This window comes from Bacteroides salyersiae WAL 10018 = DSM 18765 = JCM 12988, assembly GCF_000381365.1.
In the GTDB taxonomy this organism is placed as follows: Bacteria; Bacteroidota; Bacteroidia; order Bacteroidales; family Bacteroidaceae; genus Bacteroides; species Bacteroides salyersiae.
On the sequence record NZ_KB905467.1, the window covers coordinates 109,964 to 129,278 of the forward strand.

A 19,315-nucleotide genomic window follows, 5' to 3' on the forward strand; every position below is an offset into this window, starting at 1 on the left:
ATGAAAAAAATATATAAATCATTACTGTTTGCTGTAACTCTTACGGTGACTTCATGTGAGATTAATTTCCTAGACGAAAAAATGACGACACAGTTAGGTGGAGATCAAGTTTATACGAAAGTTAGTGATTATGAAATGGCATTGATTGGTATTTATGATATGCTCGGTACACGTAGCTTGCCAACATTAGGTAATGAAATTACCAATTATTTGACCAATTATAATGCCGGACTACCTTTGCTTAACGAGTTGGCGACCGATGAAATGGGGGCCATTACTGCCGGTGCTTCTAAACAATTGATGCTCGAAGAATTGGATAAATGCAAACCGACTCCTCAAAATGGCATTATTAAATCTTTCTATGCCGGTCAATATGCCATGATTAATAGGGCAAATGATTTAATTTTTAATGCAGAAAAGTCTGGCATTGAAAGTGTTATTGTCAACCGTTGTGTTGCTGAAGCTAAATTTTTGCGTGCTCTCTGCTATTACAACTTGACTTCTGTTTTTGGTGGATGTGTGCTTACTACATTGCCAGGGTCGGAACGAGTAGGTGAAAACATGCCGCGATCATCTACTGAGGCAGTATACGGACAAATATTCCAAGATTTGATAGATGCTTATTCTGTACTACCTGTCAGTTTTGCGGCAGAGAAAGAGATGGGACGTGCTACCAGAATTGCGGCTGCGGCTCTTTTGGCACGGGCAAGCTTAACTGCTGCTACGATGGGGAAATATGCTCACATTTCTCCGGATATGGCTTTGGAAGATGGAATAAATTCATATGAATGGGCTAAAAACAAATTTGCCGAATTAATTAGCCAAGCAAAAGACTATGCACAGAAAGTGATAGATGAGGGATATGGAGGTAATGAAGAGGTACTGCTATCTATGTCTTATGCAGATAGTTTTTATCCTTCGGAAAATACTCCTGAAGTTATTTTTGATGTACAGTTTAAAGATGCTTTATCGCAAGAAGAAGGTGGTTGGGTAGGTCAAATATATGGTCCCGGTTCATGGAACTGGGTACTTCCGACAGGCAATGTGGCCAATACTTATATGCCTTATGGAGGAGCTACCATTGCTGATAATTTTCCCAGTAAGCCCACGAAAGAGACGTGTGATATGAGAAAATACAAGAATATAACCAATTTTCAGTATAAAGGTGATGGAACCTTATGGCCTCCTACGGCGGCAAATAAAACTTATAATTTGGGGAAATTTGCGATGGAGAAAAAGCCTGATTATCCTAAACAACGTACACCGATCAATTATGTGGTACTTCGTCTGGCAGAGATGTACTTGGTTTTAGCGGAAATAGAAGCAGAACAGAATGGCGGACCTACTGACAGAGCTTTACGTTTGCTAAATTATGTCAGACGCCGTTCGGCTAATGAGACTATTTTACCGGAAATAACGAAGGAGAATATGGCTGATCCTTCCATTGTAAAACCGATAACAGGCATTACTCCAAAAGACCAGTTGGAAGAGTTCAGAATGGCACTTATGCAGGAACGAATGTTGGAATTTTTAGGAGAAAGCCTGCGCAGGGTCGATTTGATTCGTTCTGGTTGGATGAAAGAGTATCTGGAATATACCAATGTGGAAGATTATGATAAAAATAAATATATATATAAGAGAAGGCAATTTGAAGATTATTCGATTTTTCTTCCGATTCCTTCAAGAGAAATTACAATTACTAATAATGTCATAAAGCAGAATTTTGGATATGGTAATTAAAACTTTAAAAATGATGGTTTCACTTGTTACAAGTGGAACCGTCATACTCCCGTCGGTCGCTCAGGAAGCGGCTTCTAATAAAATTGAAGGTAATCCCAATATTTTATTAATCATGGTGGATGATTTGGGATTGGGTGATTTGTCGTGCCAATATGCTAAAGATGTACAGACTCCGAATATTGACCGGTTGTTTCATCAAGGCGTTCGTATGGACAACTTTTATGCAAATTCATCCGTATCTTCTCCAAGTAGGGCCGGGCTATTGACCGGTTGTTTTCCGGATATGGTCGGAGTACCGGGAGTAATCAGAACTGATCCTAAGGGGAGTTGGGGCTATCTTTCTCCGGATGCTACACTCCTTCCCGAAATGATGAAAAAAGCCGGTTATCAAACTGCAATTATCGGTAAATGGCATTTGGGACTTGAGAGTCCTAATTTACCCAATGAAAGAGGTTTTGATTTCTTCCATGGTTTCTTGGGAGACATGATGGATGATTACAATACGCACTTGCGTAGAGGTTTCAATTATATGCGACTCAATACTGAAGAAATCGATCCTCAGGGACATGCCACAGATTTGTTTACTGACTGGGCGTCCGATTATATATTTAAAGCGAGAAAGCAAGATAAACCATTTTTCCTATATCTGGCATATAATGCACCTCATTCACCGTTGCAACCACCTGTGGAATGGGAAAAAAAGGTTCGTAAACGCCATCCGAATATTTCTGAAACTCGTGGAAAGTTGGTTGCTCTCATTGAGCATATGGATGATGGAGTAGGTAGAGTAATCAACTCTTTAGAGAAAAGCGGACAGTTAGATAATACTCTTATTATTTTTTGTTCGGATAATGGGGGAGATCGGAAATCGGAAGCAAATAACGGCCCTGTAAGAGGAGACAAAGGCGATATGTATGATGGGGGGATAAAAGTGGCTTGTTCTCTATATTGGAAAGGCCATTTGGAACATAGAAGGGTCAATAATTTAGTAATGATGTCGGATATATTCCCTACCTTATGTGATTTAGTTCAACTTCCTGTAAATCATCGGATAGATGGGATATCAGTACTTCCGTTATTGCGTAACCAAGAACAAGTAACTGATGATCGTTATCTGTTTTGGGTACGTCGTGAACACGGTGATATAGGCGGGAAAACTCAAAATGCTGTTAGATACAAAGAATATAAATTACTGCAAAACAGACCTTTTGAACCTTTGCAGTATTTCAATATGAAACAGGATTCCAAAGAATCTCAACCCTTAGAGAAAGATGCCGTATATTCTAAATTGTATAAAGCAATGGTTGAACATTATAGAATATCGGGAGCAATACCTTGGCAAAGACCTTTAACTAAATAAAATCAATGAAGAATATAAATAAAATTGTATATTATTTGCTGATAGCTTCAGCGAATATATTTCTTACTACTGCTCAGCAATTTACCATCGATTTGAATAAGAAATCCTGTGCTAAAGAGGGAATTATTGAAGTTGAACTTAGTGGTGAAAATCCGGATAGTTTGGGCGTATTAAGATATTATCAACTTAATTTACCTAACTATGATAAGGCTGTTTATTATGCACAAGATACTTATTATGATTATTGGCAGGTAAACGGAAACAGAGTACTTCCTTGGATATTTACACCGAATACTATTGGAGATTTGTTTGTGAAACCTGCTTATGGGGTAGACGATCAACAAAACTTGGCATTTAAAAATGCCGGGTTTAAAAATAGGACCAGATATGTATCAAGAAGTGGTTGTTTCATGCAAACTTCACTCAAAGACGGTAATGTACTTGCGTTATTGCCATTGGCTAATTCTGAAACAATATCTGATTTATATGTGACCGATGATGGAAAATTGATTTTGCGTGTAGCAAATTATGGAACACAGTCGGTTTCGGGGAAAGTGCCTGTATTGGCATGGAGCTTTGGAAGTAATACTAATGAAGCATCTTATTTGCTTTTTAGCCGATTACTAAAACATGACGAATATAAAAAGACCATGCGTTTGCGCTATCAGAAAGATTATCCTGAAATGTTTAAGTACTTAGGGTGGTGTACTTGGGAGCAATATAAGAAAGATATTAATTCTGAGTTACTTAAAAATGAAATTATAAAGTTGAAAACTATCGATTTGCCAATCCGCTATGCCATTATTGACGATGGACATCTTTCTTCACGTTCTGCAAAAAATATAAAGAACCAGTTGACAAGTTTTCTTCCTAATGATAAGTTTCCTCAAGGATTTTCTCCTTTACTCTCACTTCGTGAGCCGGATGGTTTGAAATGGATGGGGCTATGGCAGAATTTCAATGGGTATTGGGGAGGTTTTTCACCCGTAAATAATTTCGGAAATGAAATCAATCAATGTTTGCAAACAATTGAAAAGACGGGTTATACGATGCCGCGAATCGATTCAGTGTGTATTTCCAAAGTGTATCATGCATTTTTGGGACAATCGGCATCCGATGGCTTTGATTTTCTGAAAGTAGATTGGCAAGCTGCTAATTTATACATGCAACGATATAGCGAGAATGCGGCAAGAGGTGCTTTTTTAGCATCAAGAATTGTAGATGACATTGCCGATCGCTATTTTTCTAATGGGCTTATCAATTGCATGGCTATGAATAATGCGGTTTTACAAAATACTTATCATACAAATGTTACAAGAACCAGTATTGATTATAAACTGAATAATATGTTCATGGCCAAAGAACATTTGTTGCAATCTTATCATAATGCTCTTTACATATGTCCTACAGTGTGGGGAGATCATGATATGTTCCACTCTTCTGATAAAGTATGTGGTGACATAATGGCTTTGTCTAAAGCCATGTCTGGCGGACCGGTTTATTTATCGGATGCTCCTGATCAAATATCTTTTTCTAAAGTATCACCTTTATGTTATGATGATGGCTTGATAATACGTCCTTTGGCACCTGCTACAGTTATGGAACGTTCGGTATTCACAGCTCCGTTGATTGAACAAGTGCCTTATTATGTTTCTGCACCATTGGAGAATGGAGTTGCTGCAGTTGTTATTTACAATTTGTGTGTGGATTCTGTGACGGTTTCAGGCACGATCGATTCTTCTGATTATTCTATGACAGGAACTTTATTGCAACCCTATTCGGGAAAATGGAAGTTACCCGAAGAAGGACTTTTTTTGTATGATTATGATGCGCATACAGGATATCCTATCGGTAAAAACAAACATAAATTTCAAATATCAGGATTTGATGATAAATTGTATTTCTTTATACCAATATATAAAGGATGGGCGGTAATTGGTCGGACAGATAAATATTTATCCCCGGCTACTGTATCTGATATCAAATATAAAAGAAACTCTTTAGAACTGACATTATCTGAGGCTGGTATTTTTGATTTTTGGATGAAAGAGGGTACCCCTTATGCAGAAAATATTACTTTTACCTCATTGGGAAATGGAATTTGGAGGGCGAATGCCGAGCATATTTCAAATAATAGAATAATAATATTAAAAAAATAATAGAGTGATGAAAAATTTATTATCGATAAGTTCTTGTGTTGCATTTGCCGGATTGACATCCTGTGCAGGAGGTTCAACTTCTGAAAAGCAGATAACTCCCAATATCATATATATTTTAGCCGATGATTTAGGGTATGGGGATATTGGTATTTTGGGTCAAAAAATTATCAAAACACCTAATATTGACAAGCTGGCTTCTGATGGTATGATTTTTACTAACCACTATTCAGGAGCACCGGTTTCCGGACCATCCAGATGTATACTGATGACCGGAAAACATTCGGGACATAGCAGTATCCGTGGTAATAAAAGTATTGCCGGAGTGGGAGTGGCCCCCATCAACAATAATGATATTACTCTGCCGGAAGCTATCAAGAATCAAACAAATTATGTCACAGGTATGTGTGGACGTTGGCATTTAGGAGGTGAATTGACCAATCAAACTCCTTACCATCGTGGTTTTGATTATCATTTTGGCAAATTGAGTGCAGATTTTCCAAATCATTATGGGGTATTTATAGATTCTTTGTGGGACCAGAATGGAATACATATACCCTATGATAAGTATTCCAAAAAGAATATTGAGCCTATGTATGAAAATGGGAAATATTACAATCTTACTGAAGAAGAAAATAGTCATCGGCCAATAAATATGGATAGGTTGGTGACTGATAAGGCCAAGAATTTCATAAAGAGTAATAAAGATAATCCGTTCTTTTTATATGTGGCTTATTCTCTGATGCATGCTCCGATGGAATACCATGCTGATATGCCGATAGAGGCGAATGATTGGCCCAAAGAGGAAAGGGCTTTCGCTTCTATGTTGATGAGTCTTGATAAATATGTTGGGGAAATAGTAGCTCAGGTGGATGAACTTGGTTTAGGCGAGAATACGTTAATTGTATTTACCAGTGATAATGGGGCACACAATGAAGGTGGGCATGATTATCGCTTCTTCCACTCGACTGGTGACTATAGAGGATTTAAGCGTGATTTGTATGATGGAGGAATGCATACACCTATGCTCGTGCGCTGGACAGGAACTATTCCAGAGGGATCGCAGACGAATCTTTTGTCCGCTTTTTGGGATGTCATGCCTACTATTTGTGAATTGGCTGGTGCTCCTATTCCGGAACAAACAGATGGGATTTCTTTTGCTCCGACATTGTGTGGTAAAACTCAGGAAAAAGTTCATGATTATTTATATTGGGAATTTAACGAGCGTTCGGAACGTGTAAAACCGAGACATGAATATAAACAGGCTGTGGTATTTGATAATTGGAAAGTTGTCAAATATATTGATGCCGATAAGATTGAAGTGTACCAATTGGACAAAGACCGTTCGGAATCTAATGATGTGGCCAAAGAGCAACCTGAAATAATCGAGAAAGCTTTGCGTTATATGGAAGAGTCTCATCAACAAAATCCTATATTTCCATTGACTAAAGAAGAACGGAATATCAATTAAAAGAAGATGTCATGAAAAAGACAATATTTGCATTAATTATTTGCCTATGTTGCTTAAATAGCGTTTTTGCATTCAAGTATAGTAATACTCCTGCTGGAATGATTTATTTCGCCAGTCATGGTTATGTTGAGAATAATGAAGTTTTAAATAATCCATATATTATTGGGGGATTGTATACAATGCATTGGTCTGTGATAGAGTCGGAGCAAGGTAAGTATAATTGGAAAGAGGTGGATGATTTTGTGAATCGCTGGACAAAGGCTGGAAAAAAGGTCGCTTTGCGTATCATGTGGTCAAGTAGTGGCTATTGGAGAAATCCAGTGGCTGGAAAGCCTACTCCGGCATGGGTATGGAAAGCTGGTGCCAAGTACGCTTATCATAAAGAGAGTAATACTGAATTAGCTTTATTTTGGGATCCGATATTTAGAGAACATGCCATGAATTTTATGAAAGCTGTCAACAAACACTTTAAAAATAATAAGGAGATACTTTTTATCGATGTTACTCCAGGAGCAGAAACAAATCCATATCGTTTTGGAACAATCAATAGAAAAGATCCTCAATTTAAAGAATCTTTTTCAAAAGTTCCGGCCAGTGATGGCCGGACTTACACAGAAGATTTGTGGACAGAAACAATTAAAAGCTGGATAAAGCAAACTGCCAAAGTAATGACTGATATCCCTTGTTTGGTAACGTTGAATCAAGGAAGTCTTTTTGGACGGAATAATTTTCCGGTTTTCGGTCAAACAGCCGTGGATAATGGTATGTATGTCGGTCAAAACGGCATACACGAAAACAGCTATCAGGGAAATGATGCACTAAGAACTAAATTATTTAACCAATGGAAGAATAAGACTAAATTATTCTTTGAGATGGTTCATGCTGCAGAAACGCAAAACACAGGCTCTATGCAAGGAGTTATTGAAGCTGCCAAGCGCATAGATTGTGACTATTTGAATGTGTATCCTCAAGATGTACTTAAATCAACTGTAGGAACCTCCTGCTATAATACAAAATGGGATGAGGCTCTAAAAAATGGCTATAATTATTTCTCATCTAAAGCGAAAGACAAATGATAAGAATAATCCTTTTTTTATTATGTGTTGTTATGGGGAGTGTTTCATGTACCGGAAATACGCCACCTAAGACTTCTCCTTCTATTAAGAATCAGACAAATACGAATGGGGGACTGATTTATTTCGCATCGAAACAACATCGAGACGATTTGGCTATACAAAATCCTTATATTGTGGGGGCGCTTTACACTATTTATTGGAGTGAATTGGAAAAGAGTAAAGGAGAATATGATTGGAGCGAGTTGGATGAATTTTTCAAGAAATGGTCGGCCGGAGGTAAAAAAGTAGCTATACGGGTGATATGGATATCTACAGGACTGTGGCCACATGAAGTGGCGCGTCATCCATCTCCAGATTGGCTTTGGAAGGAAGGGGCCAAGTATTATTATGATGAAAAGACTCAAACGGAGATACCGTTATTTTGGGATCCTATATATAATAAACATGCTCTTCGTCTAATGCAAGCTATTTATGATCGTTATGGGAAAGATCCGAATTTGTTATTTGTATCGGCAACACCTGGATATGAAACATTTCCTTGTCATCCTAAGACCGGTAGTGTAAGCACTAATTTCTTTGAAGATTTTTCAAAAGTCAGAGATAGTCAAGGGCGGGCTTATTCACCGGAATTATGGAAAAGTACTGTCAAGAATTGGATATCATCTATTTCTGCGATGTATAGCGATGTACTTACTTTTGTTTCACTTAATCGGGGGGGGGCTGTTTCCTGAAGAAGATTATTTTCAGTTATTTGGTGAATATTCTGTAGAGTGTCATGTGATGGTTGGGCAGAATGGAATAAAAGCTTCAAGTTACCAGAATCAAAATGGTGGGCGTTATAAGCTATTTAGACAATGGAAACAGCAGGTTCCTGTTTTCCAAGAGATGGCATTGGCTTCTGGTAATATAGAAAGACAGGTCGGTTCCTTAATGGGAGTAATGGAAGCGGCAGTAAGAATAGACGCAGACTATTTGAATGTTTATGCCGTCGACGTTCTTAAAGGGACAAAAGGATATAAAGATTATGATCCGTCTTATGAACAAGCTCTTAAGTTCGGATATGAAAAATTACAATTAAAAAAATGATAATTATGCAGGTAAAAAACATTTATCTATTACTGGCTCTTTTATTTTGCTTTTTTTTAAGAATGAACGCTCAAAAAACGGATTATAGCAAGGGACTGCTTTATTTTGCCAGCTATGAAAGCTCTGAGGATGATTTGGTAAAAAAGAATCCATATATCATAGGAGCTGTCAGAACTATAAAATGGGCAAATATAGAGAAAAAGGATGGTGTATATGATTGGAGTTCGATAGATCAGTTTATAGCATCGTGGGCGAAATACAAAAAGAAAGTAGTATTGAGAATGCAGTGGGTAACAAGTGGCTACTGGAAAGATCCGATGTCTAAAACACCGACTCCCGAATGGGTTTGGGAAAAAGGAGCTAAATATGCGTTTCATGCTCCCAGCCAGACGGAAATACCATTATTTTGGGATCCGATATACCAACATTATGCTTTACGATTTTTATCTAAAATAGCAGAACGATACGATAATAATCCAAATATTCTCTTTATTGATATCACTCCGGGAGCTGAAACTAATCCATACCGTTTTCGTTCTATCAATAAAAAGGATCCGGATTTTAAAAAGGTGTTCATGAATATCGAGTCGAGCAACGGATGTAAGTACAGTGAGGATTTGTGGAAAGAGACTGTTTTAGAATGGTTACCTAAAGCTTCTGGTCTATTTAAAAAATTACCGACTGAAGTGGCATTAAATAAGGGCTCTTTATTTGATAATAATAATTTTGAGCTGTTTGGAAATCGGGCTGTTGAATGTGGAATGTATATTGGACAAAATGGACTTTCGGGCAATCGATACTCCGAAAAGGAATCCGCTAAGGTACAGCTACTGTCATCGTGGGCAAAAAAAACAAAGATCTTTTTTGAGATGGTCGGTGCGACATCCAAAGATGTAGGATCCCTTAAAGAAATAATGGATGCCGCATTCCGTGGAAAATGCTCTTATTTGAATGTCTATGCCAAAGACGTTTTAAAAGGTACTAAGGGATTTCCTGAATATGATAATACCTATGAGGAAGCTCTTGAATATGGAAACTCTTTATTAAAGGAATCTTATTAATATGAACGAGAAATGAATAAATTTTTAACTTTGGCAGCCACTTCATTGGCTGCATTGCAAATGCAAGTTGTGGCGCAGGAAACACGCCCCAATATTATATATATTATGTCTGATGATCACGCTTTACAGGCTATAAGTGCTTATGGAAGCAGGCTGGCTAAAGTATTACCAACACCTAATCTCGATAGAATTGCAAATGAAGGGATTCGCATGGATAATTGTTGCGTTACCAATTCTATCAGTGCTCCGAGCCGGGCTTGTATTATGACTGGTCAATATAGTCATAAAAATGGTGTATATACATTGGATGACGGTCTGTTACCAACGCATGACAATTTTGCTAAAGAGATGCAAAAAGGTGGATATCAGACAGCTATTATCGGGAAGTGGCATCTGAAATACGAACCTGCAGGTTTTGATTACTATAATGTGTTACCAGGACAAGGTCGTTACAAGAATCCTGTTTTGATTTCCAAAGAAGAACGGAAAGGAAACACATGCCCTTTTGATAAAACTCCCGGCAAAATCTATCAAGGACATTCTACGGATGTGATAGCGTCTCAGGCTATAAATTGGATGAAAGAGCATAAAGATGATAATCAGCCATTTATGTTGATGTGTCATTTCAAGGCCCCTCATAGAAGTTGGGAATATGCAGAACGTTTTTCAGATTTATTGAAAGATGTGGAAATTCCGGAACCGGAAAATATGTTTGATACTTATGAAGGAAGGGCTTATTACACTAAGTTACAGACAATGAGTTTGGAAGACATGAATGAAAAGGACATGAAATGTGAATTACCGGCTAACTTGTCAAGAGATGAATTTCGAAAATGGGCATATCAACGTTATATGAAAGATTATTTACGGTGTATAGCAGGAATTGATGAGAATGTTGGGCGTATTTTGAAATTCTTAGACGAGAACGGACTTGCTCAAAATACCGTTATTGTTTATACTTCAGATCAGGGCTTTTATTTAGGAGAGCATGGATGGTTTGATAAACGATATATGCAAAAAGAGAGTTTAAATATGCCGTTGTTAATACGTTATCCCAATGAGATAAAGCCGGGTAGTACCAATAAGAGTATCATTATCAATGCCGATTTTGCTCCTACTTTATTGGATTATGCAGGAATTTCAAAACCGAGCTATATGCAGGGTGAAAGTTTCAGAAGTATTTTGAAAAACGGAAAAGAACCTAAAGGATGGCGTGATGCAATGTATTACCGATACTGGATGCATGGTGACCAACATCATCATACTGTAGCACATTATGGTATTTGCACTGAACGGTATAAACTTATTTATTATTATGGTAAGACATTGAACAAGAAAGGAACTCACGAAATGCCTTATACTCCCGATTGGGAACTTTTTGATATGAAACGCGATCCGCAAGAAATGAGAAACTTCTATAATGATAAACGTTATCGGAAAGTAGTCGCTGACTTAAAGGAGAAGCTATATCAATTGAAAAGTGCTTATCAAGATAATGAATAATATAAATCGATGAGAATGAAGAAATTATTTTTAATATTTTATCTTGTATCTTGCACATTAGCTCATGCACAGGTAGTAAAAAATAATTTGTCAATAAATACGGAGAATACTTGTATGGTATTTTCCGTTACTACTGACGATGAGGTAATTTACAGGTATTATGGTAATAAGCTTCGAAACTTGGATGCCTTTTCTTACGAGTTGCGTAAGAATCCTCATCAGCCATTTCCAGCTTTATATCCTACATTTGGGGGGACTACCTCTATAAATCCTGCACTTAAGCTTACTCATGGGGATGGAATAATGGCATCTGAATTGAAATTTTCCGGTATTCGGACAATTCCTGTTAGTTCGGATGTTGTCGAAACTATAATTGAGTTAAAGGATAAATTATATGATATAAATGTCTCTCTTCATTTTAAGGCATATCAAAAAGAGGATATTATAACTCAATATGTCACGATAAAGCATCACGAGAATAAAAGTATAAAAATTGAAAATATTGCTTCCGGCTATCTAAATCTTCATGCGGATCATTATTATCTAAGTCATTTTGCCGGTGCTTGGGCCAATGAAATGCTATTAGAAGAGGAATTACTAACCCATGGGATTAAATCCATAGAGAGTACTAAAGGAGTACGAACGGCACAGACTGAAAATTCGTCTTTTTTAATTAGCATAGATAAAAAGGCGGATGAGTATTCAGGTGAGGTGTATGCTGGTGCATTGGCATGGTCTGGGAATTATAAACTGTCTTTTCAAGTATCGGAAACTGGAAATTTGGATATAGTTGTAGGTATGAATCCATTTGCTTCCTCATTTATTTTAGAACCGGGAGAAGAAATTAAGACTCCTGAAATAATATGGTCTTATAGCTCTATTGGCAAAAATCGCATTTCTCAGAATTTCCATAATTGGAGTAGGCGTTATGCATTAGCACATGGTAACGATCTGCGTCCTATCGTTTTGAATAGTTGGGAAGGTGTATACATGAATTTTGATGAAAAGGATATTTTATCTTTAATAGATGATGCTGCGAATTTTGGGGTGGAGTTGTTTGTATTGGATGACGGTTGGTTTGGTGATAAGTATCCGCGGGATAAAGCTGATTCGGGATTGGGAGATTGGGTAGTAAATAAAAAGAAGTTACCTCATGGTATCGGTTATTTGGCTGATTATGCTGTCAATAAAGGTGTGCGGTTTGGAATTTGGATTGAACCCGAAATGGTGAATCCACGTAGTGTATTAGCAGAAAAGTATCCGGAGTGGATAGTCAAAACAAATAAATATACACCTTATGTGGAAAGGAACCAATGGCTTTTAGATCTAAGCAATCCTGATGTTCAACATTTTGTAGAAGAAACTTTTGATAAAGTCGTATCAATGTCACCTAACATTTCTTATATAAAATGGGATGCAAACAGACATGCAAACAATGTAGGATCTTCTTATCTTCCCTCTGATAAACAGTCTCATTTTTGGTATGAATACACGAAGGGACTTTATAAAGTTTATGAGAAAATAAGAGCTAAATATCCTGATTTATTGATTCAGTTATGTTCCTCTGGCGGAGGGCGTTTGGATTATGGTGCATTAAAGTATCATGATGAATTTTGGCCAAGTGATAACACAAATGCGGTTGATCGTATTTATATTCAGCACGGTACAAGCCATTTTTTTCCTGCTATAGCTACTGCATCACATATTTCTTCAAGTCCCAATCATCAAACAGGAATGTCATTACCTTTGAAATTCAGAGTCGATGTAGCTATGTCGGGGCGTCTGGGTATGGAGCTGCAACCTCGTGATATTACAGGGAAGGAGGTTGATTTTGTAAAACAATCTATTGATACCTATAAAAATATTCGCCCGATAATACAACATGGTGATTTATTCAGATTGTCGTCACCCTATGACAGTAAAAAATGGGCATCATTGATGTATGTGTCTCCCGCAAAAGACAGGGCTGTTTATTTTGTTTATAGTTTGGGCTATCATGTCAGAAATGAATTCTATTGTAAGAGTCTGAAAGGTTTAATGCCACATAAAAAATACAAAGTTAAAGAACTTAATAAACTCAATAAATCTTCTTGTTTTGCCGATGGTAAAATTTTCACAGGAGAGTATTTAATGAATGTCGGAATTCCATTTAATATTTCAAAACCGTATGAAAGTGGGGTTCTATTGTTGGAAGAGGTAAAATGATATTTATATATCATTCCGCCTCATTTGAAAATTTGTATTTGTAAAAAATATTATTCTAATACTGTCATAGATGACTATGAATAAACATTTATCTTTGATTTTTTCTTTATTTCCGATTAGCTGTGTTGTTGGACAAAATATTACTCATGCGACATCAATGCGTCCTAATATAGTCTATATTTTAGCGGACGATTTAGGAATTGGGGATTTAGGTTGTTATGGGTAAAAAATATTGAAAACTCCCAATATAGACCGATTAGCAATGAATGGTATGCGTTTTACCAACCATTATGCCGGTTCTACAGTTAGTGCGCCATCCCGTTGTGCTTTGTTGACAGGTAAGGATATGGGACATGCTTATATAAGGGGAAACAAACATTTACCTGATGCTACATCTATGGGTTACGATTTCCCTTTGGCAAGTAGTGAAAACACTGTTGCAGATTTACTTAAACAGTGCGAATATGTTACTGCATGTGTTGGAAAGTGGGGACTTGGAGGACCAAATAGTGAAGGAGATCCTCGCAAACATGGATTTGATTATTTTTTCGGATATTTAAGTCAGCGCAAGGCCCATCGTTACTATCCGGATTTTTTATGGGAAAATGATAAGCAACTAATGCTAAAAAATCAAGTGTATTCTCCTTATTTGATAACAGAAAAGGCATTGGATTTCATTGATCGTAATGCTTCTAAATCATTATTCCTTTATTTTACACCTACACTGCCTCATGCAGAACTAATAGTTCCTAAAGAATCTTTACAGGAGTTTGATGGAAAATTTGATGAAGTTCCATTTCATGGTAATCGCTATGCGGCACAAGCAAAGCCACGTGCTGCTTATGCTGCTATGGTGAGTTGTTTGGATCATGCGGTAGGTAAAATTGTAGGAAAGCTAAAAGAGAAAAATATATTGGAGAATACGATTATCATTTTTTCTTCGGATAACGGCGTACATCAAGAGGGAGGACATGATCCGGAGTATTTCAATAGCAATGGCATTTTTCGTGGAATCAAACGTGATTTGTACGAAGGGGGAATACATACTCCTTTTATTGTGCAGTGGGAAAATGTAATTGCAAAGGGGCAGACCAGTTCGCACATTTCCGCATTTTGGGATTTTCTGCCTACAGTAGCTGATATAGTAGGATGTGATAAACCTGAAAATTGTGACGGAATATCTTTTTTACCAACATTGACTGGAAAAGGAACACAAAGGGAACATGAATATATATATCATGAAACCTATGAGCGAGAAGGTAAACAGTCTATCATTAAAGATGGTTGGAAATTGGTAAGATTGAATATGAAACATCCCCAAAATATAGTAGAAGAACTGTATGATATGAACAAAGATCCGTCGGAGCAAAAAAACTTGATAGAACAGTACCCTAAAATCGCTGATGAACTTAGGAAGTTGGCTATTTCTGTTCATCAATTCAATCCGAATTTTTCATGGTAACATACTTTCTCTGAGTAATTGTAAAACAGTAAATAGAATTTTGTTGGGGGTATGTCAAGGTTCAACTTTAGAGAAAATGATTTTAATCTGAAATTTGATGCTTTTCATCAGTAATAAAAAGAGCTGTATCAACTTTACCTTTGAATAATGATACAGCTCTTTTATGTTTATCAGTTACAATCCTTATCCATCTTTTCGATTTGCTAATGAGGAGGCTTTTTAGAAAATAGATCGTTTTTGAAGCCGAAAAATAAATCTATATATTTGTAGCATAGAGGATATTTCTCGGCAAGACTTAACTAATTATTTTATTCAATTTACGGCTATCAATCAAATATGAAATTCACTGGTTCTGAACAAAAAGGAGTCGGCATGGAACTGGAACAGTATCGTACCCGGCTCGAACAGATGGTTGAAGAGAAATCCAAAGACTTAATTGCCATTCAAGAAAAACTGGAAACAACTAACCGAAGGAAGTTGTTGTTTATCAGTGTGTTGTAGATATTGCAATTGGAACCGGATATACTTACGGCTATGAATATGGCGCTTGCGGAAATTGGCTGCTATACCGGTGTCGATCGTTTGGCGACATGGGAAAACCACCTTGACGGTGTTACCTATGGCAGTACCTATGAATGGTGTAACGACGGTATCGAGCCGGCTATAGATTATCTGCGGAGTATGACTATTGAGGCGGGAAAGCCTTGGTTTGATATGTTCGAAGATAATAATATTATCTGTACATCTGATATTTATTCGCTCGATCCTTTTATTGCTCAGATGCTCGAAGTACAGGGTGTAAAGGCTATTGCTGTTTTTCCGCTTTCACAGTTAGGCGTACACTTCGGTTTTCTTTCTATTTATTTGTAATGCATCTAATTTTATCGTTTTGGGATAAGTAAACAAGGAGTTGTATTTTGTTTGTAATGGAAATGTGATATTCCGAAAGAAATCTTTATCTTTGAATCTCAATACACATTCTACTAACAACTATGAGATATAGGATGAAAATGTTGCGGGAGATGCGGTGGTGTAATTCAGCATTTATGGCCGGTTTATTTTCTTTATTGGTCTTTATAACCGGATGCAAGGAGGATACACCTCATTACGTAATCGGGATGTCACAATGTAGTGATGACAGTTGGCGTCATAAGATGAACGATGAGATATTGCGTGAGGCTATGTTTTATGACGGGGTCTCGGTCGAAATACGTTCGGCGCATGATGATAATAAGAGGCAGATAGAGGATATCCGCTATTTTATTGACAAGAAAGTAGACTTGTTAATTGTGGCTCCCAACGAAGCCGCGCCGATTACACCGGTGGTGGAAGAGGCTTTTGATAAAGGGATTCCTGTTATTATGGTGGACCGGAAAATTTTGTCTGATAAGTATACCGCTTTTATGGGAGCGGATAATTATGAAATAGGACGGGAAGTCGGTAATTATCTGGCAGCGAAGCTCGGAGGTAAAGGAAATATCGTAGAGCTTACCGGCTTGAGCGGTTCGACTCCTGCTATGGAGCGGCATCAGGGATTTATGAGTGCCATCAGTCATTATCCGGACATTCATCTGTTGGCTAAAGCGGATGCTGCCTGGGAGCGTGAACCGGGACGAATCATAATGGATTCTCTTTTGAAAATTTATCCGAAGATAGATGCTGTCTATTCACACAATGACCGCATTGCACCGGGAGCTTTCGAAGCGGCACAAAAACAGGGGAGAGAAAAAGGGATTGTGTTTGTAGGGATCGATGCCTTGCCCGGAAAAGGAAACGGGGTGGAATTGGTGTTGGATCATGTGCTGGATGCTACTTTTATCTATCCTACCAATGGAGACAAAGTGTTGGAGATGGCGATGAATATTCTTGAAAAGAAGCCTTTTCCGCGTGAAACTACTTTGGAAACAGCGATTGTCGATCCGATAAATGCTCCGGTGATGAAACTCCAGACGGCTCATATTGCCGATCTTGATGAGAAAATAGAAACGTTGAACGGCCGTATCAGTGGATATTTGTCCCGGTATGCCAATCAGCAGGTGGTACTTTATGGCAGTTTGTTTGTCCTGTTATTGGTGGCCGGACTTTTGTTGGTAGTCTATAAAGCTCTCCGAACTAAAAACAGACTGAATTCTGAACTTTCCAGACAAAAGGCGCAGTTGGAGGAACAACGTGATACTCTTTCGGAGCAACGGGACCAATTGGTTCAACTGTCTCATCAGTTGGAAGAGGCAACTCATGCGAAATTGGTGTTTTTTACCAATATATCCCATGATTTCCGTACTCCCTTGACATTGGTGGCAGATCCGGTAGAACAGTTGCTTGCAGATAAAACGCTTTCCGGCGATCAGCATAGACTGCTGCTTCTTGTTCAGCGCAATGTGAATATCTTGCTGCGTCTGGTCAATCAGATTCTTGATTTTCGTAAGTATGAAAATGGTAAGATGGAGTATACTCCGGTTCCTGTCGATTTATTGCAATGCCTTGAAAACTGGAACGAATCTTTTCAGGCGGCAGCACGTAAGAAACATATTCGTTTTTCTTTCGATCATATGCCGGATACAAACTATCGTATCCAAGCTGATGTAGAGAAGTTGGAACGTATTTATTTCAATCTTCTTTCCAATGCCTTTAAGTTTACTCCGGAGAATGGGAAGGTGACAGTCCGTCTTTTTGCCTTGGAAAAGGAAGGACAACCTTTTTTCCGTTTTACCGTAGCCAATACCGGTAGCTTGATTTCTGCGGAGCATATCCGTAGCATCTTCGACCGGTTTTATAAGATAGATATGCATCATGCCGGATCCGGTATCGGTCTTGCTCTGGTGAAAGCTTTTGTAGAAATGCATGGTGGAACTATACAGGTGGAAAGTGATGAGAAGCAGGGGACGATGTTTACGGTTGATCTTCCATCTTGTTGTTGTACATCTTCTCCGGATACATCTTCTATGGATATGTCTTCTATGGGTACATCCGGTCATGAGTCTCCTGTCGAATTATTGGAAGGGGAGGAAGAGGAAGAACGGAATTATGATTCTTCCCGGATGTCTGTATTGGTGATCGATGACAACGCGGATATCCGTTCTTATATTCATGGATTGTTAAGTGCGGAATATTCTGTGATCGAGGCGGCTAACGGTTCGGAAGGTATCCGCAAAGCGATGAAATATGTGCCCGATTTGATTATTTCCGATGTGATGATGCCGGGAATAGATGGCATTGAGTGTTGCCGTCGTTTGAAGAGCGAATTGCAGACTTGCCATATTCCGGTAATCTTGCTGACGGCTTGTTCTCTTGATGAGCAGCGTATTCAAGGTTATGACGGCGGTGCAGATTCGTACATATCCAAGCCTTTCAGCTCGCAGTTATTGTTGGCGCGTATTCATAATTTGATTGATTCGCACCAACGTCTGAAGCAATTCTTCGGGGATAGGCAAACGTTGGCGAAAGAGGATATTTGTGATCTGGATAAGGATTTTGTTGAAAAGTTCAAGGCTCTTATTGAAGAGAAAATGGGAGACTCTGAATTGAATGTGGAAGATCTGGGTAGAGAAATGGGGTTGAGCCGTGTGCAATTATACCGCAAAATAAAGTCACTGACCAATTATGCTCCTAATGAACTGTTGCGTATGTCCCGTTTGAAACGGGCGGCATCTTTGTTGGCCTCTTCCGGAATGACAGTGGCTGAGATTGCCTATGAGGTCGGATTTACTTCTCCTTCTTATTTTACAAAATGTTACAAGGAACAGTTCGGCGAGAGTCCGACGGAATTTTTGAAACGGAAAGGGACGTGAGGGGGAATGAAAAGAATGAAAGAATGAAAAAATGAGAGGATGAAGGAGTGAACGAAATGAAGGAATTGAGGAATGAAAGATTATAAAGTCAATAAAGAAAAAATGTCTGATGCTTTCTGCCGGGAAGTGTACGGTGTTGTTCGGGATGTGCCTGCCGGAAAGGTTATTTCTTACGGAGAAATAGCCTCTTTATTGGGAAAGCCGCAATGCTCGCGTATGGTAGGGAGAGCCTTGAAACAGGTTCCTTCCGAATTGAATCTGCCTTGTCATCGGGTAGTCAATGCACAGGGAAGGCTTGCTCCCGGATGGGAAGAACAGCGTCTGTTGTTGCAGGAGGAGGGCGTTTGTTTTAGAAAAAATGGAAATGTGGATATGACCCGATGCCTGTGGCATTATGATGAATAACA

At 38.2% G+C, this 19,315-nt stretch carries 12 protein-coding genes and 2 pseudogenes; all 14 read left to right on the forward strand.

Annotated elements, in window-relative coordinates; all coding sequences use genetic code 11:
• The 14 genes and pseudogenes from HMPREF1532_RS11805 to HMPREF1532_RS11865 all read left to right on the forward strand — a co-directional run bounded on the left by HMPREF1532_RS11805 (position 1) and on the right by HMPREF1532_RS11865 (position 19,313).
• Complete coding sequence (locus HMPREF1532_RS11805; RefSeq protein WP_005929604.1) at positions 1–1,740, forward strand: RagB/SusD family nutrient uptake outer membrane protein; 1,740 nt, start codon at positions 1–3, stop codon at positions 1,738–1,740.
• A gap of 13 nt (positions 1,741–1,753) precedes the next feature.
• On the forward strand, positions 1,754–3,100 hold the full coding sequence (locus tag HMPREF1532_RS11810) for a sulfatase family protein (protein WP_373133478.1): 1,347 nt from the start codon (positions 1,754–1,756) through the stop codon (positions 3,098–3,100).
• Positions 3,101–3,105: 5 nt separating this feature from the next.
• Positions 3,106–5,259: a Sip1-related alpha-galactosidase gene (locus tag HMPREF1532_RS11815; protein ID WP_005929610.1), complete on the forward strand. Its 2,154-nt coding sequence runs from the start codon at positions 3,106–3,108 to the stop codon at positions 5,257–5,259.
• A gap of 7 nt (positions 5,260–5,266) precedes the next feature.
• Positions 5,267–6,727 carry an arylsulfatase gene (locus tag HMPREF1532_RS11820; protein ID WP_005929613.1) on the forward strand — a complete coding sequence of 487 codons (1,461 nt, stop codon included), beginning with the start codon at positions 5,267–5,269 and terminating at the stop codon, positions 6,725–6,727.
• An 11-nt stretch (positions 6,728–6,738) separates the two neighbouring features.
• Positions 6,739–7,803: a beta-galactosidase gene (locus HMPREF1532_RS11825; protein ID WP_005929616.1), complete on the forward strand. Its 1,065-nt coding sequence runs from the start codon at positions 6,739–6,741 to the stop codon at positions 7,801–7,803.
• Positions 7,800–8,534, forward strand: coding sequence for a beta-galactosidase (locus HMPREF1532_RS11830; protein ID WP_005929619.1), 735 nt, complete (start codon positions 7,800–7,802; stop codon positions 8,532–8,534). The genes HMPREF1532_RS11825 and HMPREF1532_RS11830 overlap by 4 nt, the downstream gene beginning before the upstream one ends.
• Positions 8,488–8,889: a hypothetical protein gene (locus HMPREF1532_RS20550; RefSeq protein WP_005929622.1), complete on the forward strand. Its 402-nt coding sequence runs from the start codon at positions 8,488–8,490 to the stop codon at positions 8,887–8,889. Before HMPREF1532_RS11830 ends, HMPREF1532_RS20550 begins: the two co-directional genes overlap by 47 nt.
• 62 nt (positions 8,890–8,951) lie before the next feature.
• Positions 8,952–9,950 (forward strand): beta-galactosidase, encoded by a 999-nt coding sequence (locus HMPREF1532_RS11835; protein ID WP_244266429.1) that lies wholly within the window; start codon positions 8,952–8,954, stop codon positions 9,948–9,950.
• 12 nt (positions 9,951–9,962) lie between these two features.
• Positions 9,963–11,453 carry a sulfatase family protein gene (locus HMPREF1532_RS11840; RefSeq protein ID WP_005929627.1) on the forward strand — a complete coding sequence of 497 codons (1,491 nt, stop codon included), beginning with the start codon at positions 9,963–9,965 and terminating at the stop codon, positions 11,451–11,453.
• Between the two features lie 9 nt (positions 11,454–11,462).
• Positions 11,463–13,658 (forward strand): alpha-galactosidase, encoded by a 2,196-nt coding sequence (locus HMPREF1532_RS11845; RefSeq protein WP_005929630.1) that lies wholly within the window; start codon positions 11,463–11,465, stop codon positions 13,656–13,658.
• A gap of 76 nt (positions 13,659–13,734) precedes the next feature.
• Positions 13,735–15,120 (forward strand): annotated as a pseudogene (locus HMPREF1532_RS11850) (arylsulfatase).
• A gap of 336 nt (positions 15,121–15,456) precedes the next feature.
• A pseudogene (locus HMPREF1532_RS11855) lies at positions 15,457–15,978 on the forward strand (hypothetical protein); the annotation flags it as partial.
• Between the two features lie 260 nt (positions 15,979–16,238).
• The gene (locus tag HMPREF1532_RS11860; RefSeq protein WP_392387721.1) at positions 16,239–18,908 is read left to right on the forward strand and encodes a hybrid sensor histidine kinase/response regulator transcription factor; all 2,670 of its coding nucleotides are present in this window, start codon (positions 16,239–16,241) and stop codon (positions 18,906–18,908) included.
• 72 nt (positions 18,909–18,980) lie between these two features.
• On the forward strand, positions 18,981–19,313 hold the full coding sequence (locus HMPREF1532_RS11865) for an MGMT family protein (protein ID WP_025819132.1): 333 nt from the start codon (positions 18,981–18,983) through the stop codon (positions 19,311–19,313).
• Positions 19,314–19,315 lie beyond the last annotated feature (2 nt).

Excerpts from the sequence above, each read along its gene's own strand:
- HMPREF1532_RS11805 (WP_005929604.1), top strand. The coding sequence starts at position 1 with ATGAAAAAAATATATAAATCATTACTGTTTGCTGTAACTCTTACGGTG.
- HMPREF1532_RS11865 (WP_025819132.1), top strand. The coding sequence starts at position 18,981 with ATGAAAGATTATAAAGTCAATAAAGAAAAAATGTCTGATGCTTTCTGC.
- HMPREF1532_RS11830 (WP_005929619.1), top strand. The coding sequence starts at position 7,800 with ATGATAAGAATAATCCTTTTTTTATTATGTGTTGTTATGGGGAGTGTT.
- HMPREF1532_RS11815 (WP_005929610.1), top strand. The coding sequence starts at position 3,106 with ATGAAGAATATAAATAAAATTGTATATTATTTGCTGATAGCTTCAGCG.
- HMPREF1532_RS11820 (WP_005929613.1), top strand. The coding sequence starts at position 5,267 with ATGAAAAATTTATTATCGATAAGTTCTTGTGTTGCATTTGCCGGATTG.
- HMPREF1532_RS11825 (WP_005929616.1), top strand. The coding sequence starts at position 6,739 with ATGAAAAAGACAATATTTGCATTAATTATTTGCCTATGTTGCTTAAAT.
- HMPREF1532_RS11810 (WP_373133478.1), top strand. The coding sequence starts at position 1,754 with ATGGTTTCACTTGTTACAAGTGGAACCGTCATACTCCCGTCGGTCGCT.
- HMPREF1532_RS11845 (WP_005929630.1), top strand. The coding sequence starts at position 11,463 with ATGAGAATGAAGAAATTATTTTTAATATTTTATCTTGTATCTTGCACA.
- HMPREF1532_RS11860 (WP_392387721.1), top strand. The coding sequence starts at position 16,239 with ATGTCACAATGTAGTGATGACAGTTGGCGTCATAAGATGAACGATGAG.
- HMPREF1532_RS11835 (WP_244266429.1), top strand. The coding sequence starts at position 8,952 with ATGAACGCTCAAAAAACGGATTATAGCAAGGGACTGCTTTATTTTGCC.
- HMPREF1532_RS11840 (WP_005929627.1), top strand. The coding sequence starts at position 9,963 with ATGAATAAATTTTTAACTTTGGCAGCCACTTCATTGGCTGCATTGCAA.
- HMPREF1532_RS20550 (WP_005929622.1), top strand. The coding sequence starts at position 8,488 with ATGTACTTACTTTTGTTTCACTTAATCGGGGGGGGGCTGTTTCCTGAA.